Source organism: Nocardia thailandica NBRC 100428 (assembly GCF_000308795.1).
Classification (GTDB): Bacteria; Actinomycetota; Actinomycetes; order Mycobacteriales; family Mycobacteriaceae; genus Nocardia; species Nocardia thailandica.
The window spans coordinates 34,215-54,929 of record NZ_BAGK01000193.1; the positions used below are offsets into that span (position 1 = coordinate 34,215).

19 protein-coding genes are annotated in these 20,715 nt (G+C 71.4%); 8 read left to right on the forward strand and 11 right to left on the reverse strand.

Features of this window, described 5'->3' with window-relative positions; all coding sequences use genetic code 11:
• The first annotated feature begins 17 nt into the window (after window positions 1-17).
• Window positions 18-716 carry an alpha/beta hydrolase gene (locus ON36_RS21590; RefSeq protein WP_052314228.1) on the forward strand — a complete coding sequence of 233 codons (699 nt, stop codon included), beginning with the start codon at window positions 18-20 and terminating at the stop codon, window positions 714-716.
• Window positions 717-794: 78 nt separating this feature from the next.
• Here the strand turns inward: ON36_RS21590 and ON36_RS21595 are convergent, their stop codons facing one another.
• From ON36_RS21595 to ON36_RS21635, 9 genes are all read right to left on the reverse strand, one after another.
• Window positions 795-1,625 carry an alpha/beta fold hydrolase gene (locus tag ON36_RS21595; RefSeq protein WP_043656638.1) on the reverse strand — a complete coding sequence of 277 codons (831 nt, stop codon included), beginning with the start codon at window positions 1,623-1,625 and terminating at the stop codon, window positions 795-797.
• A gap of 54 nt (window positions 1,626-1,679) precedes the next feature.
• Complete coding sequence (locus ON36_RS21600; protein WP_043656640.1) at window positions 1,680-2,129, reverse strand: PaaI family thioesterase; 450 nt, start codon at window positions 2,127-2,129, stop codon at window positions 1,680-1,682.
• Entirely contained in the window at window positions 2,126-3,847 is a 1,722-nt protein-coding gene (locus tag ON36_RS21605) for a fatty acyl-AMP ligase (protein ID WP_218001225.1), read from the reverse strand. Before ON36_RS21605 ends, ON36_RS21600 begins: the two co-directional genes overlap by 4 nt.
• Window positions 3,848-3,884: 37 nt before the next feature.
• Window positions 3,885-5,108: a cytochrome P450 gene (locus tag ON36_RS21610; protein ID WP_043656643.1), complete on the reverse strand. Its 1,224-nt coding sequence runs from the start codon at window positions 5,106-5,108 to the stop codon at window positions 3,885-3,887.
• Entirely contained in the window at window positions 5,105-5,995 is an 891-nt protein-coding gene (locus ON36_RS21615) for an SAM-dependent methyltransferase (protein WP_043656646.1), read from the reverse strand. The genes ON36_RS21610 and ON36_RS21615 overlap by 4 nt, the downstream gene beginning before the upstream one ends.
• Window positions 5,992-6,255 (reverse strand): acyl carrier protein, encoded by a 264-nt coding sequence (locus ON36_RS21620; protein WP_043656649.1) that lies wholly within the window; start codon window positions 6,253-6,255, stop codon window positions 5,992-5,994. Before ON36_RS21620 ends, ON36_RS21615 begins: the two co-directional genes overlap by 4 nt.
• Window positions 6,256-6,265: 10 nt before the next feature.
• Window positions 6,266-7,183, reverse strand: a complete 918-nt coding sequence (locus tag ON36_RS21625) for an acyl-CoA desaturase (protein WP_043656652.1) — start codon at window positions 7,181-7,183, stop codon at window positions 6,266-6,268.
• Between the two features lie 160 nt (window positions 7,184-7,343).
• Window positions 7,344-8,894, reverse strand: a complete 1,551-nt coding sequence (locus tag ON36_RS21630; RefSeq protein ID WP_043656655.1) for an acyl-CoA carboxylase subunit beta — start codon at window positions 8,892-8,894, stop codon at window positions 7,344-7,346.
• 112 nt (window positions 8,895-9,006) lie between these two features.
• Window positions 9,007-10,233: a PucR family transcriptional regulator gene (locus tag ON36_RS21635; RefSeq protein ID WP_043656657.1), complete on the reverse strand. Its 1,227-nt coding sequence runs from the start codon at window positions 10,231-10,233 to the stop codon at window positions 9,007-9,009.
• A 194-nt stretch (window positions 10,234-10,427) separates the two neighbouring features.
• Here ON36_RS21635 and ON36_RS21640 point away from each other — a divergent pair, with 194 nt between their 5' ends.
• A complete protein-coding gene (locus ON36_RS21640; protein WP_043656660.1) occupies window positions 10,428-10,904 on the forward strand; it encodes an HAD family hydrolase in 477 nt (158 codons plus the stop codon).
• A 44-nt stretch (window positions 10,905-10,948) separates the two neighbouring features.
• Here ON36_RS21640 and ON36_RS21645 read toward each other — a convergent pair whose 3' ends face one another.
• Both ON36_RS21645 and ON36_RS21650 read right to left on the reverse strand, forming a co-directional pair.
• The gene (locus ON36_RS21645) at window positions 10,949-12,529 is read right to left on the reverse strand and encodes a GMC family oxidoreductase (protein ID WP_043656663.1); all 1,581 of its coding nucleotides are present in this window, start codon (window positions 12,527-12,529) and stop codon (window positions 10,949-10,951) included.
• A gap of 174 nt (window positions 12,530-12,703) precedes the next feature.
• A complete protein-coding gene (locus ON36_RS21650) occupies window positions 12,704-14,185 on the reverse strand; it encodes an FAD-dependent oxidoreductase (RefSeq protein ID WP_043656666.1) in 1,482 nt (493 codons plus the stop codon).
• Between the two features lie 168 nt (window positions 14,186-14,353).
• Between ON36_RS21650 and ON36_RS21655 the strand changes: the two genes are divergently transcribed.
• From ON36_RS21655 to ON36_RS21675, 6 genes are all read left to right on the forward strand, one after another.
• Window positions 14,354-14,842, forward strand: a complete 489-nt coding sequence (locus tag ON36_RS21655; protein ID WP_043656667.1) for a glutathione peroxidase — start codon at window positions 14,354-14,356, stop codon at window positions 14,840-14,842.
• Window positions 14,843-15,043: 201 nt separating this feature from the next.
• Window positions 15,044-15,283, forward strand: a complete 240-nt coding sequence (locus tag ON36_RS34960; protein ID WP_157224971.1) for a hypothetical protein — start codon at window positions 15,044-15,046, stop codon at window positions 15,281-15,283.
• Window positions 15,284-15,460: 177 nt separating this feature from the next.
• Complete coding sequence (locus ON36_RS21660) at window positions 15,461-16,273, forward strand: LppX_LprAFG lipoprotein (RefSeq protein WP_245558152.1); 813 nt, start codon at window positions 15,461-15,463, stop codon at window positions 16,271-16,273.
• A 287-nt stretch (window positions 16,274-16,560) separates the two neighbouring features.
• Window positions 16,561-18,015, forward strand: coding sequence for a cytochrome b5 domain-containing protein (locus tag ON36_RS21665; RefSeq protein WP_043656673.1), 1,455 nt, complete (start codon window positions 16,561-16,563; stop codon window positions 18,013-18,015).
• Window positions 18,016-18,109: 94 nt separating this feature from the next.
• On the forward strand, window positions 18,110-19,279 hold the full coding sequence (locus ON36_RS21670) for a type III polyketide synthase (protein ID WP_218001226.1): 1,170 nt from the start codon (window positions 18,110-18,112) through the stop codon (window positions 19,277-19,279).
• A gap of 5 nt (window positions 19,280-19,284) precedes the next feature.
• A partial coding sequence (locus ON36_RS21675; protein WP_043656677.1) for an ABC transporter transmembrane domain-containing protein occupies window positions 19,285-20,715 on the forward strand: 1,431 nt, incomplete at its 3' end.

The following is a 20,715-nucleotide window of genomic DNA, read 5'->3' on the forward strand; positions in this document are numbered from 1 at the left end:
CATGGTCGGCTGAGACCATGACCGGAACCGGTTCCGGCGCCGCCGGGGAAGGCTTCGCGCCGTTCTGCGACGACCCCCGCTGCACGATCCCGGACGGCGCGTACACGCACCGCTTCCACGCCGGCGACGGTTCCCCCGCGCGGCCACTGGTCCTGCTGCACGGGTCACACGGGCGCGAGACGGATCTGCTGCCCTGGACCGACATGCTCGCCGTCGGCGCCTCGACCACGGCCGTCCGGGGCTCGGTCCGCACGGGGGAGGGGTACGCCTTCTTCCGGCGGCATCCCGATCGGCGGGTGGACGCGGCGGATCTCGTCGCGCGACTCCCCGGCCTGGCCGCGCACCTCGAGTCGGCCCGCGTCGCACACGGATTCGACGCGCGGCCGATCGTGATCGGTTTCTCCAACGGCGCCATCATGGCCGCAGCGCTGGTGGCGCATCATCCGCAGCTGTTCGCCGGCGCGGTCCTCCTGCGGCCGTTGCTGCCGTTCGATCACGACTCCGCCACCGAGCTGGACGGTATCCCGATGCTGATCATCGATGGCGCCGAGGACCGGCGTCGGTCGCCCGGGGACGGGCGACGCCTGGCCGCGTGGTTGCGTCGCGCGGGGGCGGTGGTCGAGCACCGGGTGCTCCCGGTCGGGCACGCGATCACGCGGGGCGAGGTGGACATCATCCGGGAATGGATGAGGATGCGGCCCTTTCCTGGGCGGTGAGGCGGGCCGGTCCGCAACGCGGCGGATCGGTCGGGTGTCGCGCTCCTGGCGAGGCACACGCCGTGTGGCGTGACCGGGTCAGGAGGGCAGGTTGTCGGCCTCGGCCAGGAAGTCGCGGAGGAGGGCGGTGATCTCGGTGGGGCGTTCGAGGGTGCTGGTGTGGCCGCAGGCGGGGACGACGTGGAGGCGGGCGCCGGGGATGCGGGCGGCCAGGTCGGCGGCGCGGGGCGGGGGCGTGGCCCGGTCGTCGGCGCCCACGGCGACGAGGGTGGGGACGGTGACGGCGGGCAGCTCGTGCTCGACCGGATCGCGGCGGGCGACCGCGAGCACCGCGCGGCGGGTGGCGGCGCGGTCGCAGCGGCGCAGGCGGGCGCGCCATTCGGCGAGGACGGCCTCGTTCGCGGGGTCGGCGAGGAAGACGGGTCCGAACAGGTGGGGGACGGCGCGGGGGAGCACGAACCGGTGGCCGAGGCGGTGCAGAGCCCAGGCCAGGCGGGCGTACTCGGCCGCCGCGGCGGGATCCTCGGGGCCCGCGCTGGTGTCGAGGAGGGAGAGCGAGCGCAGGCGGTCGCCGTGGCGGGCCGCCAGGCGCTGGCCGACGAAGCCGCCCATGGACAGGCCGACCCAGTGCACCGGGCCCGCGTCCAGGTGGTCGAGCAGGGCGAGGGCGTCGCCGGTGAGCGTGTCCATGTCGTAGCCGGTCGCGGTGGGCGGGGTCAGGCCCTGGCCGCGCCAGTCGATGGTGACGCAGCGGTATCGCGCGCGCAGGGTCGCGATCTGGTCGCGGAACATCCAGCCGCCGAACAGCAGTCCGTGGCCGAACACGACCGTCGGCGCGTCCGGCCTGCCCGGCGGCGCGCCGGTGTCGACGCAGGCGATGGGGACACCGCGCAGCGGGATCACGGCCATGGCGGCACTCCGGGGGACGCGGGCGGACAGGACGGACCGGCGGCGGGCCGGGCGCTAGGCGGGCGTGAGCCGGACATTGCGCAGGGTGACCAGCGCCGTGGCGCAGAGGGTTTCGCCGCCGTCGGCATCGACGGTGTGGACATCCGCGGCGGCGACGGTGATCAGCGCGCCGGGCTTGACGACCCGACCCCGGGCCACGACGGTCGGGCCCTTCGCGGGCGCCAGGATCTTGACGGTGTAGTCGATGGTCATGTTCACCCAGCCGGTTGGCAGCAGGGTGCCCGCCGCCGAGCCCGCGGCGAAATCCGCCAGCGACCCGAGCACGCCACCCTGGAGGAAGCCGTCGTGCTGGGTGAGTTCGCGGCGGTGCGGCTGCACGATCTCGGCGGAGCCGGGGCCCAGCGCGCCGAAGGTGAAGCCGAGGTGGATCGCGGCGGGCATGGACAGCACCGCGGCCGCGACGGCCTCGGCGAAATCCGGGTCGGCGGGCTCGAATCCGGTCACGATGAGCTCCTCTGCGTGGTGACGGCGGGCGCGACGGGCCAGCGGGTGAACCCGTCCGCGGTGTATCTGGCGCGGGCGGCGGCGCGCATGATCTTGCCGCTGCTGGTGCGCTCGACCTCGCCGGGCACGGTCAGCACCAGGTCGCCCACGGCCAGATCGTGCTCGCGCAGGACCGCCGCGCGCAAGGCCCCCGCGACCTCGGCCGGGTGCGCGCCGAGGCGCTCGCGGCGGATCTCGGCGACGACGATCAGCCGCGGACGGCCCGCCTCGGAGACCGTGAACGCGGCCACCGCCCCGGCCCGCACGGCCGGGTGCGCGGCCTGCGCGGTGGCCTCGACGTCCTGCGGGTAGTGGTTGCGGCCGCGCACGATCATCAGGTCGTCGCGGCGGCCGACCACGAACAGCTCGCCGTCGTGCAGCGCGCCGAGATCGCCGGTGCGCAGCCACTCCCCGTCCTCGTCGGCGCGGCGGGCGCGCAACCGCTCGGCCGTCGTGGCCGGGCGCTGCCAGTACCCGCGGCTGACGTGATCGCCGCGCACCCAGATCTCGCCGACCCGCCCTTCCGGCAGCCGCCGCGTCGACACGGGATCGACGACGCGCACGGTCTCGCCCGCCAGGACCGCGCCGGAGCCGACGAGAGCGCGCCCGGACGCGCGCGCCGGGGCCAGCCGGCCCGCGCCCAGCGCGTCGACGTCGGCGACGACGGTGCGCGGTCCCCGACCCCTGCCCGCCCCGGACACCAGCAGGGTCGCCTCGGCCAGGCCGTAACAGGGATACATGGCCTCGGGCCGGAATCCGCACGGGGCGAAGGTCTCGGTGAACCGGGCGATCGTGTCGGCGCGGATCGGCTCGGCGCCGTTGAACGCGACCCGCCAGCTGCTCAGATCGAGGCCCGAGAGGTCCGCGCCCGCCGCCCGCTCGACACAGGCCTCGAAGGCGAAGTTCGGCCCGCCGCTGGAATGGGCGCGGTGGGCGCTGATCGCCTCGAGCCAGCGCAGCGGGCGCCGCACGAACGTCGCCGGGCTCATCAGCACGCTGGTCGCGCCGACGTAGAGCGGTTGCAGCACATTGCCGATGAGGCCCTGGTCGTGGAAGAACGGCGCCCAGCCGACCACCGTGGAATCGCGGTCGTGCCCGAACGCGTCGCGGATCATGCCCTGATTGGCGATCAGATTGCGGTGCGAGATCATCACCCCTTTCGGGGCGCCGGTCGATCCCGAGGTGTACTGCAGGAACGCGACGGTGTCGGGCCCGATCGGCGCGGGCTCGGCCTCGCCGGGCCCATCGGCGGACTCGACCCCGAGCCACCACGCCCCCGGGCACAGCGGCGCCAGCGCCGGACGCAGGGCCTCGCGTGCCCAGTCGACGGTGAGGACCGCCGCGGGTGCGCAGTCGCGCACCACCGCCCGCGTCGCCTCCCGGACCACGCCGCGCCGCGGCGGGCTCAGCGGTACCGCGACCACCCCGGCGTAGAGGCAGCCGAAGTAGGCGATCACGAAGTCGAGGCCCGGCGGGAACACCAGCAGCGCCCGGTCACCGGCGGCACACCGCGCCCGCAGCGCGGCCGCCAGTGACCGTGCGCGCGTGTGCAATCCGCGATAGGTGAGGTGATCCGCCTCGGTGCCGTCGTCGTCGAGGAAGCGGTAGGCGACGCGGTCGGGGTCGGCCGCCGCGCGGGCGCTGAGGATGTCGGTCAGCAGGGCGTCGTCGGGGATCACAGCACACCTGTCGGTTCGGGGAGCGGGGCCGGCCGGGTCATCGCCGCACCGGCAGGGCGCGGGGGCCACGCAGCAGCGAGCTGTGCTCCTGCCAGTCGACCTCGCCGAACGCCGCGGCCGGGCGCCGGCCGGGGCCGAACAACTCGGCGACGGCGATCTCGGCCTGGAGTTCGGCCAGCGCGCCGCCGAGGCAGCCGTGCATGCCGTGACCGAAGGCCAGATGCGCGGGACCCGAACGGGTGGGGTCGAATTCGTCGGGGTGGTCGAAGGCGGCGGGGTCGCGATTGGCCGCGCCGAGGCAGATCAGCACCTGATCACCGGCGCGCACGGTGTGCCCGGCCAGCGCCACGTCGCGGGTCGCCTGCCGCTTCGTCAGTTGCAGCGGCGCGTCGTAGCGCAGGGTCTCGGTCACCGCGGCGCGCGCCCGCGTCGGGTCCGCCCGGATCGCGGCCGCCCGGTCGGGATGCCGCAGCAGGGCGAGCGCGGCGTTGCCGATCAGGCAGGTGGAGGTCTCGGTGCCCGCGACGAAGCACATGATGCACAGGAAGGCCAGTTCCTCGTCGGTCAGCCGGTCGCCGCCCGCCGTGCGCGCGGCGAGCAGCCGGCTCAGCAGGTCGTCGCCCGGCGCGGCGCGGCGCGCGTCGAACACCTCGGCCAGCGCGTCGGTGAACAGCTCGACGACGGTGCGCACGTGGTCGAGATCGCCGGCGCGCATCAGCCCGGGGTCGAGCAGGAAACGGATGTCGTGGGTCCAGGCGCCGACGACCCCGCGCAGCTCGCCGGGCAGCGCCATCCAGTCGCAGAGCACCGAGACCGGCAGCGGCGCGGCGTATTCGGCGATCAGGTCCACCTCGGCGGGATCGGTGTCGTCGAGGATGCGCCGCGACGCGGCGGCGACCAGGGGCCGCAGCTCGGCGACCGCGCCCGCGGTGAACACCCGGTTCACCAGTCCGCGCAGCCGGGCGTGGTCGGGGTTGTCGGTGAACACCAGCGAGGCGCGGCCGAGGCGGCCGATCCGCTCGGGCGCCGGACGGCCCAGCCGGACGGCCTGTTCGGCGACGAGCCGGGGGATGAGCCCGGCGCTGAAGGACCGGTCGGCCAGGACGGCGCGCGCGTCGTCGTAGCGGGTCAGCACCCACATGCCGAGCGTGCGGTACACCGGCGCGGTCTCGCGCAGCCGCCGGTAGACCGGGTAGGGGTCGCGTCGGAAGGCGGCGTCGAACGGGTTGAACCGCACCCGGTTCCGGCCCGCGGTGGTCATCGGGTCCGCGCGGTGAGGTAGCCGGCCGGGTGCGGGCGCAGGACCAGCCGCAGCAGGGCGAGCTTGCCCATCCGGAAGCCGAGCGCCGAGAGCTTGAGGTAGCGCTCGTAGCGGGCCACGGTGTCGGCGCCGACGAGGGCGGTGGCCTCGGCCCGCCGCGCGCGCAGCCGCCTGCCCCATTCCTCGCAGGTCCAGGCGTAGTCGAGACGCCCGTTGGTCAACGCGACCACTTCGAAGGAATCCTGTGCGGCGGTGAGGATCTCGGCGGGCGTCGGCAGTTCGGCGTCGGGGAAGATCTCGCGCTGCATGAACGCGCTGGCGTCCTCGCGGCGCATGTTCCCGTAGACGATGGTCTGCAGCGACAGCGTCCCGTCCTCGCTCAGCCAGGTCCGGCAGCGGGCGAAGAAGTCGCGGTAGAGCGCGAGGCGGGCCTCGGGGGTGTCGTCGGGGCGGGCGAAGTGCTCGAACGCGCCGATCGAGACGATGCCGTCGTAGGGCACCTCGGGGGCGTGGTCGCGCCAGTCCTCGAGGCGCACCTCGACACCGGGCAGGGCCTGCGCGCGCACGTATTCGGCCTGCTCGTCGCTGAGCGTCAGGCCGACCACCCGGCCGGCGCGGTACCGCGAGACCGCGAGCCGGGCCAGCGCGCCCCAGCCGCAGCCGATGTCGAGGATCGCGCCCGCGTCGGCGGCGGCCACCGCGTCGAGATGGTGGCGCAGCTTGCGGTCCTGGGCGGCGGCCAGGTCGTCGCCGGGCCCGCGCAGGGCGCACGAGTAGGTCAGCGACGGATCGAGCCAGAGCCGGTAGAAGTCGTTGCCGACGTCGTAGTGATGACGGATCGCCGCGGCCGCGGTCCGGGTGCGCTCGTCGCCGGACACCGCGGTCACGCCGGATCCGCGACCGCGCCCGCGCGGCGGTGCACCTGCTCGGCCACCGCGTCGAGGGTGGGGTTGTCGTAGAGGTCCTCCGGCGAGAGGTCGACACCGTAGCGTTCCTCGACGTCGATCAGCAGCGCGACCGCCAGCGCGGAGTCGACCCCGAGGCGGTCGAAATCGGTGGCGGGGTCCAGGGTTCCGGGGTCGACGCCGAGCAGTCCGGCGAGGTACTCCCGGCACCAGGTGAGGATGGCGGGCTTGCTGGTGTCCATGGTCGGTTCCTCAGCTGAGTCGTTTGGCGGCCACACGGTCCGCCGACGGGTTCTTCAGATCCCAGGCCAGCCCGCAGCGGCGCAGGGCGACGATGAGCCAGTACCCGGGATCGGGGCGGTACCAGTCCAGGCCGAAGGAGGGCGATTCGGGGAAGGCGTGATGGTTGTTGTGCCAGGACTCGCCGAGGGTGACCAGGGCGAAGATCCCGCCGTTGCGGCTGTTCTCGCGCGAGTCGTAGGGGCGGGTGCCCACCCGGTGCAGGAACGAGTTGATCGCCCAGACGATGTGCTCGAGCAGGAAGATGCGCGCGAAGCCGCCCCACAGCAGCCCGGCGACCGCCCCGGTCCAGCTCAGCGTGAGCAGCCCGCCCAGCACGGTGGGCACCAGCAGACCGAGACCCACCCACCAGTAGTACAGGCGCGAGACGCGCACCAGCAGGCGGTCACGGATCAGGTCCGGCGCGTAGTGGACGACGTTGGGATATTCGTGCCTGCGCATCCACAGGAAGTGCGAATGCGCCAGCCCGCGCAGCGCGCCCCGCCAGCCGGGCCCGGACAGGTTGGGCGAGTGCGGGTCTCCGGCGCGGTCGCTGTACTCGTGATGCCTCCGGTGCAGCGCCACCCACGACAGGACCGGACCCTGCCCGGCCATCGAGCCGAGCACCGCGAGCGCCACGACCACGCCCGGGCCCGCCTTGAACGTGCGGTGGGTGAACAGCCGGTGGTAGCCGACGGTGATGCCGAGCCCGGTGACGAGCCACATCCCCGCCAGCAGGGCGAACTCGACCACGCCGAAGGGGCGCACCGCCAGGAACGCGAACGCCGCGATCGTGCCGAGGATCGGCGCCACGTCGAAGAGCAGGAAATGCCTGCGCTGGAGGCGGTGGATATAGGGACTGGAGACGGTCTTCTTCCGCGGTTCGGTCATCTCGCACAACTTTCGGCGCTGCGGGGAACCACCGGGATCGCTCCCGGTCACGCCGAACGTACCGCCGCGCCGCCGGGCCGGACGCGGGCGCGGACGCGCTTCGATCGGCTCATCGGATTCGCCGATCGGTGCGCCGGGACGGGGCCCGGCGCGGCGCGGACTAGACCGGGAAGAGCCCGTGCTTGCGCGGATTCGGGGTGGTGGACGCTTCCTTGTCCCGCAGCAGGCGCAGGGCGCGGCGGATCTCGAGCCGGGTCTGCGAGGGCTCGATCACCGCGTCGATGTACCCGCGTTCGGCGGCGATCCACGGCGTGGCCACCGTGGCGTTGTAGGTGTCGATCATGAACTTGCGGGCGGCGGGCCGGTCGGCGGGGTCGACCGCGTCTAGCCGGCGCTTGCCGACGATGCCGACCGCGCTCTCCGCGCCCATGACCGCGATCCGCGCGGTCGGCCACGCGAGGCTGATGTCGGCGCCCAGCTGCTTGCAGCCCATCACGGCGTAGCCGCCGCCGTAGGCCTTGCGCACCACCACGGTCACCATCGGGACCGTGGCCTCGATGACCGCGCGGAAGAAGCGGCCGCCGCGCTTGATCACGCCGCTGCGCTCCTCCTCCACGCCGGGCAGCACACCCGGGGTGTCCACGACGAACACCAGCGGAATGCGGAAGGCGTCGCACAGGCGGATGAAATGCGTTGCCTTGTCGGAGCACTTCGCGTCGATCGCGCCGCCGAGCACCATCGGCTGGTTGGCCACGACGCCGACCGTGCGCCCGTCGACGCGGGCGAAGCCGGTGATGAGGTTGGCGGCGGTGGCCGCGCTGATCTCGTGGAAGGCGCCGTCGTCGAAGAGGCGCAGCAGGATGTCGTACATGTCGTAGCCGGTGCGGTCGGCGTCGGGGATGATCGTGTCGAGTTCCCGGTCGCTGGCGGTGATCTCGGGTTCCAGGCCCGGGTTCACGACCGGCCCCGGTTCGAGGCTGCTCGAGGGCAGGTAGCTCAGGTACTCCCTGGCCCAGGCGAAGGCGCCCGCCTCGTCGGGCGCGACGTGGTGGATGGTGCCGTTGTCGGCCTGGACGTGCGCGCCGCCGAGCTCCTCCATGGTCACCTCCTCGCCGGTGACCTCCTTGATCACCTCCGGTCCGGTGACGAACATGTAGGACTTCTCGGTGGCGACGAGCACGTCGGTGTTGACCGGGGCGTAGACCGATCCGGCCGCGCACTTGCCGAGCATGATCGAGACCTGCGGCACCAGGCCCGAGAGCTGTTCCTGGCGGCGGCTCATCAGCGCGTACCAGGCCAGCGAGGTGACCGCGTCCTGGATGCGGGCGCCGCCGGAGTCGTTGATCGCGACCACCGGGCACCGGTTGGCCACCGCGAAATCCAGTGCGGCGGCCACCTTGCGGCCGAACATCTCGCCGACCGAGCCGCCGAAGACGGTCTGGTCGTGGGCGATGACGACCACCGGGCGGCCGTCGATGCGGCCGCGGCCGGTCACCACGCCGTCGCCGTACATCGCGTCGGCTCGCCCCGGCTGGCGCACCAGCTTGCCGATCTCGACGAAGGACCCCGGATCCAGCAGGGCGCGGACCCGCTCCCGGGCGCTGGGGATGTCCTTGGCCTTGCGTTTCGCGACCCCGGTCTCGCCCGCCGGCTCCTCGGCCAGCTCGAGCAGGTCCCGCAGGTGATCCAGTTTGTCGCGCGTCACGCTCATCGGTTGTCAGTCCTTCGAACACATCCGCCGTCGTCGGCGGAGCCTCCGAGCTTACGGGTGGCAACTGTGACGTGTCACTGTTTCGCTTATTCGCCGCCGGGCGCGGTGCGGATCAGGCGACGTGCGCGCGATAGCTGCGGGCCACCAGCGCCGAGCGCAGGTACCACAGCCCCGAGGGCTGGGTCGGGTCGAAGCCGGTGAGCTGTCCGATGCGCTTGAGCCGGTAGTCGACGGTGTTGGTGTGCACGTGCAGCACGCGGGCGGTGTGCTGGCGGTTGAGATTGTTGGCGATGTGACGCTGCAGGGTCTCGAGCAGCTCCGGATGCGGGTCGAGGGTGTCGAGCAGCGAACCGAGGAACTCCCGCCCGGGGCCCGGGCGGGTCAGCTGGTACTCGAGCGCCAGTTCGTCGAAGCGGTACAGGCCCGGCACCGCGTCGAGGCGGTGCACCATGTCCAGCAGCTCGTGGGCCTGATCGGCGGCGTCGGGGACCGCGTCCGCGCGCGCCTCGACCATCGCGGCGGTGATGCCGACCTGCGCCGCGGCCGAGAGCCGGGCGATCAGCGCCGTGAGTTCCTCCAGGTCGACGGCCTCGGCGGGGATCAGCACGGTGCCACCGTCCACGCTCAGCAGCGACAGCGCCTGCTCGCCACACTGTTTGGCCAGCTCGGCCTGGACCCGGCGCAGCTTGCGCCGGGCCACGACCTTGCCGTCGAGGGCCGGGTTCTGCTCGTCCCGGTGCGGGGGCAGCGACAGCGCCAGCACCGAATAGGACTCGGCGATGGTGATCCCGCACTCGCGGGCCATGGTCGAGGTGGAGTGCCCGCCCAGCAGCGCCGAGGTCAGGGTGTGCACCGCGGTGTGGTGCTCGCTGACCACCGCGCGCAGCTCGCGGACGTAGGCGCGCGAGACCTGGGCGGTGATGGCGTCGAGGGTCTCCATGAGGACGCGGATGCCGTCGAGCAGGTTCTCGTAGTCGTTGACCGTGGCGTTGGCGACGACGAGGTCCATGCCGATCTTGAAACCTTCGGCGATCGAATGGTGGATGGTGTCGATCGGCACCCCCTCCCGGGCCCAGCCCCCGGCGGCCTCCTGTAGTCGTTGCATGGTGGCGGGCAGGTCGTGCCCGTCGAGCATGCTGGCCGCGAATTCCAGGCAGATGCGGGTGATGGCGGTGACGTCGCCGGCGATGGCGTCGCCGGGGAGCGTGCCGCAGGGCACGACATTGGCGACGAAGTGGCCGACCAGCTGCCGCGACAGGGTCCGCGCGTCGCGCAGTGGCGACGACATCGGCTTTCCCGAAATGGTGAGTGTCTGCCGTGGCGCGTTGTCGACCGTCATGGAGATTGCCCCTTTCCAGGGGCTTCACACTAGCGGGGTTTGCGGCATCACAGATTCGTTTGCCTTGTTATCGGCCGAGAGCACCAATCTCTGGTCTGGTTTTGTGACATGTCACAGGGCTGGCAGTCGGCTATGGCGGGTTGTAATGTTTGGCGAGCATTTCGAGCCCGTGCACGGGGAAAGGGGTACCGCCCATGCGGCCTGCTGTGCGCTGCCTGGTCTGGGAGCTGAACGACACCCTCTGGGAGGGCGTCGTCCACGACGGGACCGCCGCCGCTCTGCGGCCGGAGGCGTGCGGAACGCTGACCAAGCTCAGCGAACGCGGCGTGTTGCACGCCGTCGCCGCGCGCGGCGACCGGGAGCGGACGCTGCGCGCGCTCTACCGGTTCGGGGTCTACGAGATGTTCTCCGCCATCGACATCGGGTGGGGCCGCAAGTCCGCGGCGCTGGTACGGCTGGCGAACGGCCTCGGCCTCGGCCTGGACACCGTGGCCTTCGTCGACGCCGAACCGGTCGAACGCGCGGAGGTCTCGCGCGCGCTGCCCATGGTGCGCTGCTACGCGGCGCGCAATGTGGAGATGCTGCCGCTGCTCGGCGACTTCCGCCGCGACGTGCGTTCCGAGCCCATGCAGACCCCGCCGCTGGGCTTCGCCCGGGTCCCCGCGAGCTGACCGGTGCCGCCCGCCACCGCGGTGGCGGGCGGCACCGGCAAACCTCAGCGGTCGGCCAGCACGAACCGCGCGGCCTGCTCGCCGATGAACACCGTCGGGGCGTGGGTGTGCCCGCGGATGATCGACGGCATGACCGAGGCGTCGGCGACGCGCAGCCCCTCGACCCCGCGGACCTTCAGGTCCGGGTCGACGACGCTGGCCTCGTCGGTGCCCATCCGGCAGGTGCCCGCCGGGTGGTACAGCGTGTGCGCGTACTGCTCGAGGGTCAGCGCGAGGGTCTCCTCCAGGTCGGCGGGCGCCTCGGGCGGATAGATCAGGTCACCGAGCGTCGACTTCAGCGCGGGCTGGGCGGCCAGCTCGGCGCAGACCCGCAGACCCGCCAGCATCGCCGCGCGGTCGGCGCCGTCGGGGTCGGACAGGTAGCGCGGGTCGATCACCGGCTTGGCGGTCGGGTCGGCCGAGGCCAGGGTGATCCGGCCGCGGCTGCGGGGGCGCAGCAGCACCGCGACCAGGATGACGCCGTGTTCGGTCGCCTCGCGCAGGCCCTCGTAGTAGAACGGGGCGGGCGCGTAGATCAGTTCGAGGTCGGGGTGCTCGAGCTCCGGGTCGGACTTGACGAATCCGTAGGCCTCGCCGACGTTCGAGGTCAGCATGCCCCGGTGCCGGACCAGGTAGTTGATCAGCTCGAGCGGCTTCTCGGCGGTGTAGAGCGAGTCCGAGTCCACGCTGTAGCCGAGGCCTGCGGTCAGGTGGTCCATCAGGTTGGCGCCGACCTCGGGGGAGTGGGCGACCACGTCGATGTCGTGCTCGGCCAGCGCCTCGCGGTCGCCGATCCCGGAGAGCATGAGCAGCTGCGGGGTGTTGACCGCGCCGCCGCACAGGATGACCTCGCGGGTGGCGGTGACGGTGTGGGTCTGCCCGTTCCTGACGTACTCCACACCGACCGCGCGCGTGCCGTCGAAGAGGACCCGCGTCACCAGGGCCTCGGCGAGCACGGTCAGGTTGGGGCGCTTGGCCGCCGGGTGCAGGTAGCCGTCGGCGGTGCTCCAGCGGCGTCCGTCGCGCTGGGTGACCATGGTCTGGGAGAAGCCCGAGGGCGCGGGCCGGTTCGGGGCCTCGAGCTCGTAGCCGGCCTGCGAGGCCGCCTGCAGGTAGGCGTGGGTGGAGGCGCGCGGGCTGCGCTGGCGCTGCACGTGCAGCGGCCCGGAGCGGCCCTCGTCGGGATACTGCGCGCCCTGGACCTTCTCGATCGCGCGGAACTGCTCGACCGCGGCCTCGAAGCCCCACTTCTCCCCGGCCAGCTCGGCCCACTCGTCGTAGTCCGCGCGGAAACCGCGCACCCACATCATGGCGTTCATCGACGAGGATCCGCCGAAGGTCTTGCCGCGCGGCCAGTAGATCTGCCGGTCGCCGAGGCCGGGCTGCGGTTCGGTCAGGTAGTCCCAGTCCCGTTCCGAGCGGAAAAGTTTCGAGAACGCCGCCGGGATGTGCACGAAATTGTCGTTGTCGGCCGGGCCCGCCTCGAGCACGACCACCGAGATCTCCGGGTCGGCGCTGAGCCGGTTCGCCACGACCGCCCCCGCGGACCCCGAACCCACCACCACGTACTCCGCGGAGGTCGTCACACCTGCTTGCACTTCCAACTCCGATCCTCGCACCGCCGTGGCGGTGACATCTCCACCGTGCCCCCCTGCGTCCGAAATCGCTCCGGTGACAGCCGGACTCGTGTCCGGGGCACAGACAGGCAGCGTAGAAGATCATGCCCGTGTCCGGCCGGTCGCGGGGGCGGCACGCGGATCTCAGGACCCCGCGGCGGCGGTGCGCCCGGCCCGGCGGCCGTAGAAGCTGCCGTCGCCGAGGGAGGCGCCGCTGACGTACCCGCCCGCCGACAATCCGCTGGTGCACCGGCCCGCGGCGTACAGGCCAGGGATCGGTTCCCCGCTGACGTGCAGCACCCGGGAGTCGAGGTCGGTGCGCAGCCCGCCCAGGGTGAATCCGGCGGTGAGCCCGCGCAGGTCGAAGGCGGCCAGCGGGGTGCCGAGGGGCCGGACCCACTCGGGCTTCTTGCCCAGCACCGGGTCGGCGCCGTGCTCGGCGTGGCGGTTGTAGGTCGCGACGGTGGCCTGCAGCGACTGCTCGGGCAGGCCCATCTCGGCCTCGAGTTCGGCGAGGTCCTCGGCGACCCACTTCGGCGGGAAGCGGAAGAACGGGGTGGAGGTGACGGTGGCCAGGGCCTCCTCGAGGGAACGCTCGTCCAGGACGAGGAACGCCTGGTTGTCCTGCTGCAGCAGCGTCGCCTGGCCCATGCGGCCGGGGTAGGTGTCCTCGGCGATGTAGCGCTGACCTCGGCCGTTGACCAGGATGCCGCGCGCGAGCATCTGCGGGTCGCCGAACAGCGCGACCTCCGCGGCGTCCATGTGCGCGAGTTCGGCGCCGAGGGCCTGGGCCAGGCGGATGCCGATGCCGTCGTGTTCCTCGATGGCCGCGCCGGGGCGCCCGCTCAGGCGCGGCACGTAGCGGTCGACCATCTCGGTGTCGTAGGCGAAACTGCCGGTGGCGAGGACGATGCCGCGCTCGGCCCGCACGGTGACCGGCTTGCCGTAGCGAGTGGCGAGCACGCCGACCACGCGGTCGCCGTCCACGACGAGCCTGCGCAGGCGGGTGTCGTACTCGACGGGGATGCCGAGCTCGGTCACGGTGTCGGCGAGTGGCTTCATCAGCATGTAGCCGCCGCTGCGCTGCCCGATCTTCTTGTCGGCGTATTGCGGAACGTGCCCGCGCGGGGCCGGTTTCGCGATGTCGAGGAAGGGCGCGGCGTTCTCCCCGCCGGAGTACATCAGCCCCTCGTCGTGCGGCGGCTCCCAGCCCGGTTCACCCCAGAACGCCTCGCGGAAGGGCACGCCGCAGGCGACGAGCCACTCGTAGTGCTCGACGCTGCCCGCGCAGTAGTCGGCGATACGGGCCTCGTCGACGCCGGGGCCGAGGGCGGCGGTCAGGAACGTCGCCATGTTCTCCGGGGTGTCGTCGAATCCGAGCGCCCGCTGCAACGGGGTGCCGCCGCCGAGGTAGACGAAGCCGCCGGCCAGCGCGGCCGCGCCGCCCCAGCCGCCGGTGCGTTCCAGAATGAGCACCCGGGCGCCCGCGCGGGCGGCCTCGATGGCCGCGCACACCCCGGCGATGCCGTAGCCGGCCACCACCACGTCGGCCTCGAGATCCCAGTGCCCGACCTCGGTGACGGGCAGCGGCCGCACGGTGTCGGTCTGGGGGGCGGAATCGGTCACGGGTACCTCCGGGAGTTTGCGACGGTAGGGAAATGGTGCCGTGCCCGCCGCCACAAAACAAGAACGTGTTCCAGAAATCCCGTCGATCGGAGTCGTGGCCGGGCGCCCGGGGCTCCGGTAGCGTGACGCTGCAACGCGTCCGACGACGAAATCTGGTGGTACCCGACGATGGCGAACATCCGACAGATCCCGGTGCAGACCCTGGCCGGTACGGCGACGACCCTGGACGAGCTCGCGGGCGACCGCGCGATCCTGCTGGTCAACGTCGCCTCCAAGTGCGGCCTCACCCCGCAGTACACCGGGCTGGTCGAGCTGCAGAAGACCTACGGCCCGCGCGGGTTCACCGTGATCGGCGTGCCGAGCAACCAGTTCATGGGCCAGGAGCCCGGCACCGCCGAGGAGATCCAGGAGTTCTGCTCGGTGACCTACGGCGTCGACTTCCCCCTGCTGGCCAAGACCGACGTCAACGGCGAAGACCGTCACCCGGTCTACGCCGAGATCGCCGCGACCCCCGACGCCGAGGGCGCCGCGGGCGACGTGCAGTGGAACTTCGAGAAGTTCCTCATCGACCGCAGTGGCACGGTCGTGTCGCGCTTCCGTCCGCGTACCGAACCGGGCGCCCCGGAGGTCACCGAGGCCATCGAAGCGCTGCTCTAGCGGCGAACCGGCTGCGCCGGGGGACATCTGGGCCGGGTGTGGCGAAGGTCATGCCCGGCCGTTCCGTTTCCGGACGCCGGGCATTATCCGCAGGGTAACGGCTGTGTGGCCGAGTCGATATCGAACCGTTGCCTGTCCGCCGGTGTGGCGAATCTTCCGATTGGTTCCTGCCGGAGCCGCATTCCGGCATAGGGTGCCGCCATGGCGAGTACTGCTGCCACAGCTATCGAATCCGACGGTCCCCGCTACTCGATCGGGGAACCGCGCCACGCGCACCTCGAGGTGGTGCCCGAGCCACCTCGCCTCGAGGAGGTCGACCAGGCCATGCCACCGCTCGAGATCGGCCCCGCCGACGTGGCGCGCCTGACCCCCGCCGCGCGGCACCGGCTGCTGGCGTTCATCCACTCCCAGCTGGCCGATCTCGAGGAGATGGACGGCTGATCCCGAAGCTCCTGGGTCCGCCGGGAGTTCGCCGCGACAAGAGATGGCAACGGGCCGATCGGTCCGATACGATCTCGCCCGGGGGGAGCGAGTATCAGGCCGCTTCGCCGTTAACACCACGGCTGCGGCGGTAGATGTCTCCCCGCACTGTGCCTCACGAATCAACAGGGGTTGAACTTGATCGAACTGAACTCGCCGCGCCCGGCCGCCCGTCGGCGCTTCCGCGCCGGCGTCATGCCGGTCGTCGCGACCGCCGCCCTGGTGGCCGCGCTCGTCTCGGGCTGCACCTCCTCCGACGACTCCGGCACCACCGCCGCGCCGCCGAGCCAGCTGCCCGAGGGCACCCAGCTCGTCGCCGAGTCCGCCAAGACCACGCAGACGCTCAAGACCGTCCACCTGAACCTGGACGTCAAGAACCTGCCGAACCTGCCGGTCGAGAAGGTCTCCGCCGACGTCACCTCCGAGACCGAGGGCTCCGGCGCCGCCAAGGGCGAGGCCAAGGTGAAGCTCACCCCCGACGCCGCGTTCACCGAGCAGGAGTTCCTGGTCGTCGACAAGCAGCTGTACTCCAAGAAGGGTGCGGGCTACGTCGGCGTCGGTGGCGCCGAGAAGATCTACGACCCGGGCGTCATCCTGGACAAGGACAAGGGCCTGGCCAACGTCATCGCCAACGTCAAGAACGCGAAGGCCGAAAGCCGCGAGACCATCGACGGCGTGGCCACGGTGAAGGTCACCGGCACCATCGATGCCTCCGTGATCGACCCGATTGTCCCGCGCGTCGGCGAAGCGGGCGGTACCCTTCCGATCACCCTCTACATCGCCGACGTCGCTCCGCCGACGGGTACGGCCTCGACGCTCCCGTCGTCGGCCTCCTCGCCGGGCACCGGTCCGAACCTGGTGCGCGCGGTGATCAAGAAGGACGACGGCACCGTGACAGTGACTCTGTCGAACTGGGCGAAGCCGGTGAAGATCGTCAAGCCCGGCAGCTGACGAGCAGCACTTCCGCACCGAGGACGGTCCGGGAGTCGCGGACACCGGCGCTGTGCCGGATCCGGGCTCCCGGACCGCTTTTCGTTACCACCGCCCGCCGGCGGCGATCGCCGGCGGGCGGAGTTGTGCCTTAAGAGTTTGTTGAGTGAAAGACAAGGCGCGCCAAGGATTATCGGTACCGTGGCCGCCGAAAATGTGATGGACTGGAACGTTGCCGGTATGGCCGAGGCACCACGAGCCTGCCCGCCCGTCGCCAGGTGCCGCCACAAGATCTGCGAAGGAACGAGATGACGACAGAAAGCCAGGACGTGGAGGAGCGCGAACTCCCTCCGCCCTCAGGACCACCTCCGGTCAACAACGTCTGGGTCTACAACGGCAAAGCTTACGATCTGAGCGACTGGATTTCCAAGCATCCGGGCGGCGAGTTCTTCATCGGCCGTACCAAAAACAGGGATATCACGTCGATCATTGGTTCGTATCACAAAGATCCGGACAAGATCGCCCGGATGATCGAGCGGTACGCGCTCGGACGTGACGCGCTGCCCGAGGACATCCACCCCAAGGCCAACGCCCCGGACTTCCTGTTCAAGGAGGGATTCGACTCCTGGCGCGACACCCCGAAGTACCGGTTCGACGACAAGAACGACCTGCTGCACGCGGTCAAGGCCCGGCTCAAGGAGCCTGAACTGGCCGCGCGGATCAAGCGGATGGACCGGATCTTCGACATCACCGTCGCGATCCTGGCCGTCGCCTACTTCGCCGTGCAGGGGCTGCGCCTGGTCCAGCCCGGCTGGATGCCGTTGCCGGTCTTCGTGATCGCGATGGTGCTGCTGCGCAGCTCGCTGGCCGGCTTCGGCCATTACGCGATCCACCGGGCCCAGAAGGGCTGGAACAAGATCTGCGTCAACGCCTTCGACCTGAACTACGTGGCGCTGTCGTTCGTCACCGCCGACGGGCACGCGCTGCTGCACCACCCGCACACCCAGAGCGAAGTCGACATCAAGAAGAACGTCTTCACGATGATGGTGCAGGTCCCGCGCCTGTTCCGCGTGCCGGTCCACACGGTGCACAAGTTCGGGCACACCGTGACCGGCATGATCATGCGCCTGCTCGACGTGTGCCGGCTGACCCGCAAGGTCGGCATCAAGGACATGTACGGCACCTGGGGTGGGGCGCTGCCGCACTTCATCGGCTCCTTCGGCGTGCGCATCCTGCTGGTGGCCGAGCTGGTCGCCTTCACCCTGGCGGGCGACTTCTGGGCCTGGGCACTGCAGTTCGTGCTCACGTTGTGGATCAGCACCTTCCTCGTGGTGGCCAGCCACGACTTCGAGGTCGACACCGAGGAGCTGCACAGCGACACCGAGGACTGGGGCGTCAACCAGCTCGAGCAGGCCTACGACCTGACCGTGGTCGGCAACCGCTACGTGGACTGCTTCCTGTCGGCGGGGCTGAGCTCGCACCGCGTCCACCACGTCCTGCCCTTCCAGCGCAGCGGTTTCGCCAACATCGCCACCGAGGACGTGGTGCGCGAGGAGGCCGCCCGGTTCGGCGTCGAATGGCAGGCGCCGAAGAGCTTCTTCACCGATCGCTTCCCGAAGCAGATCAAGACCTACCTGTTGCAGCCATCGGTGGACGCGCAGGAGAAGAACTGGGGCTTCTGGCGGGAGCACTTCGCCCCGTCGTCCCTGAAGACCTGTGCCGTGTACACCGTGCAGGGGTTCACCGGCATCGGCACCGTCTGAGCCACGGGTCTCGCCGATACCAACGTTTCACTCGAAAGGAACTGTGACCGTGTCTGTCACTCTTGATGAGGGTTTCGCTCATCCCATCCCCGCACTGCCGTTGCACGCGGACGGCGTACACGGGCACGCTCTGGCCGACCCCGACCTGCTGCCCGCCCCGCCGGTGACCGTCGGCGTCATCGAGGCGATCGCCACCGGCGCCCCCGCCCGGATCTTCGATCAGGCCGGCGTCGTCGACCACGTCGCCTCGCTGTTCGCCGATCCGGCGCAGCGGGCCCGCATCCCGCGGATCTACCAGAAGACCCGCATCGCCACCCGGCACCTGGCCATCGACCCGCTCGACCCGGAGTTCCTGGAGTTCAGCGGGCGCCCCGGCACCGTCCGCGACCGGATGAACCTGTTCTACGAGCACGCGGTGCCGCTGGCCGTCGACGTGGCGCGCCGTGCCATCGCCGGGCTGTCGGATCCGGCCACTGAGCTGGGCCTGCTGGTCTTCGTCACCAGCACCGGCTTCATCGCCCCCGGCGTCGACGCGGCGCTGATCGAGCAGCTCGGGCTCTCGAAGTCCCTGTCGCGCCTGACCGTGAACTTCATGGGCTGCGCCGCGGCGATGAACGGCATCCGCACCGCCACCGACTTCGTGCGCGCCAACCCGGACCGCAAGGCCCTGGTGGTGTGCATCGAGGTCAGCTCGGTCAACGCGGTCTTCGCCGACGACATCAACGACATCATCACCCACAGCCTCTTCGGCGACGGCTGCGGCGCGGTGGTGATCGGCGCGCGGCAGGCGGGCCAGGAACTGGCGCCGGGCAGCGTCGTCATCCGCGACAGCTTCACCCGCCTGCTCGACGGCGCCGAGGACGGCATCGTGCTCGGCGTCAACCACGACGGCATCACCTGCGAGCTGGCGGAGGACCTGCCGCAGTACATCGTCGGCGGCGTCGACGTGCCGGTCACGGAGGTGCTGCACCGCAACGGCCTGACCAAGGACGACATCGACCTGTGGGCCATCCACCCGGGTGGCCCGAAGATCATCGAGTCCTCGGCCGCGTCGCTGGGCATCGATGCCGAAACCGCCTCGGTGAGCTGGGGAGTGCTCGCCGAGTACGGCAACATGCTCAGTGTCTCGCTGCTGTTCGTGCTCGAGCGCATGATCACCGCGGGCGGGGAAGGGGAGCCCCGCACCACCGGTATCGCGTTCTCGTTCGGACCCGGCGTGACGCTCGAGGGCATCGTGTTCGACATCATCCGGCACGAGAGCTGACGCTCATGCAGTTGCTCAGATTCCTCGTCTCGATCTCGTGGACGCGCATCGCCGCGGTCGCCCTCGCCGGCCTCGTGGCCGGCGCGGCGAACACCTACCTGGTCACGCTGATCAACCGGACGGTCGCGCCGGGCCCCGCCCCGGAGAACCTGCTCGCGCAGTTCCTCGTGACCGGCCTGATCATCCTGATCGGTGGCGTCGCGTCACAGGTGCTGCTGGTGAAGCTGTCGCAGGACGCCATCCTGCGGCTGCGCACCGACCTGTCGGGCGGCATCGTGTCCGCCCCGCTCGAGCATCTCGAGCGTCTGGGCACGCACCGGCTCATCGCCACCCTCACCGAGGACGTGCGGTCGCTGTCGCAGGCGGTGACCGCCATCCCGGCGATCTGCATCGACATCGCCACCATCATCGGCTGTTTCGTGTACCTGGCCATCGTGTCGGGCCCGATCTTCGTGGTGACGGTGGCGGGCACGCTGGTCGGGGTGTTCAGCGTCGAACTGGTCCTCAAGCGGGTGCGCGCGATCTACCGCGAGTCCCGCGAGAACGAGGACGCGCTGATCCGCTCCTTCCAGGCCGTGAGCCTCGGCATCAAGGAGCTCAAGCTGCACCGGGGCCGCAGACACGACTTCATGGACCGGCATCTGGTCGGTTCGGCGCGCACGTTGCGCGACCAGAACGTCGACGCGGGCTCGAAGTTCTCGGTGGCGCAGGGCTTCGGCCAGGCGTTGCAGCTCGGCACCATGGCGCTGATCCTGTTCGGCCTCGCGGCCGCGCTGGAACTGCCGCGCGAGACCATGGTCAGCTACGTGCTGGTCACCACCTTCCTGGCGATGCCGATGCAGAGCTTCCTGCACCGGATCCCGGACCTGCTGCGCGGTGACGTGGCCCTGGCCAAGATCCGCACGATGAACCTGTCGATGGAGACCCAGCACAACGAGGAGCAGCTGCCCTACGACGACCGTCCGCTGGTCGAGGGGGCCCGGCTCGAGCTGACCGGGGTCAGCTACAGCTACCGCTCCGAGGCGCCGCCCGCGTTCCCGCCGGGACCCGGCGCGCATCCGGGGCCCGGGCATCCGCCCGGCGGTCCGGGCGGCGCGCCCGGCCGCCCCGGCGCGCACCCGCCGCGACCGAACGGCGCGCACCCGCACCCGCCGCGGCACGAGGCCGGCCACCCGCCCCGCCACGACGGGGACCGTCCGTTCCCGCCCGGCGGGCCCGGGCACGGCGCGCACCTCGACCCGTCGCGGCCGGATGTCAACGGGCGCAGGCGGGTCACCCACGGGGACGGTCATCCGGTGCCGGTGAACGCGCCCGTGGCCACCCGGGAGGCGCCCGGGTTCACCCTCGGCCCGCTGGACCTGGTGTTCGAGCCGGGGCAGATCACCTTCGTCGTCGGCGGCAACGGCAGCGGCAAGTCCACGCTCGCCAAGCTGCTG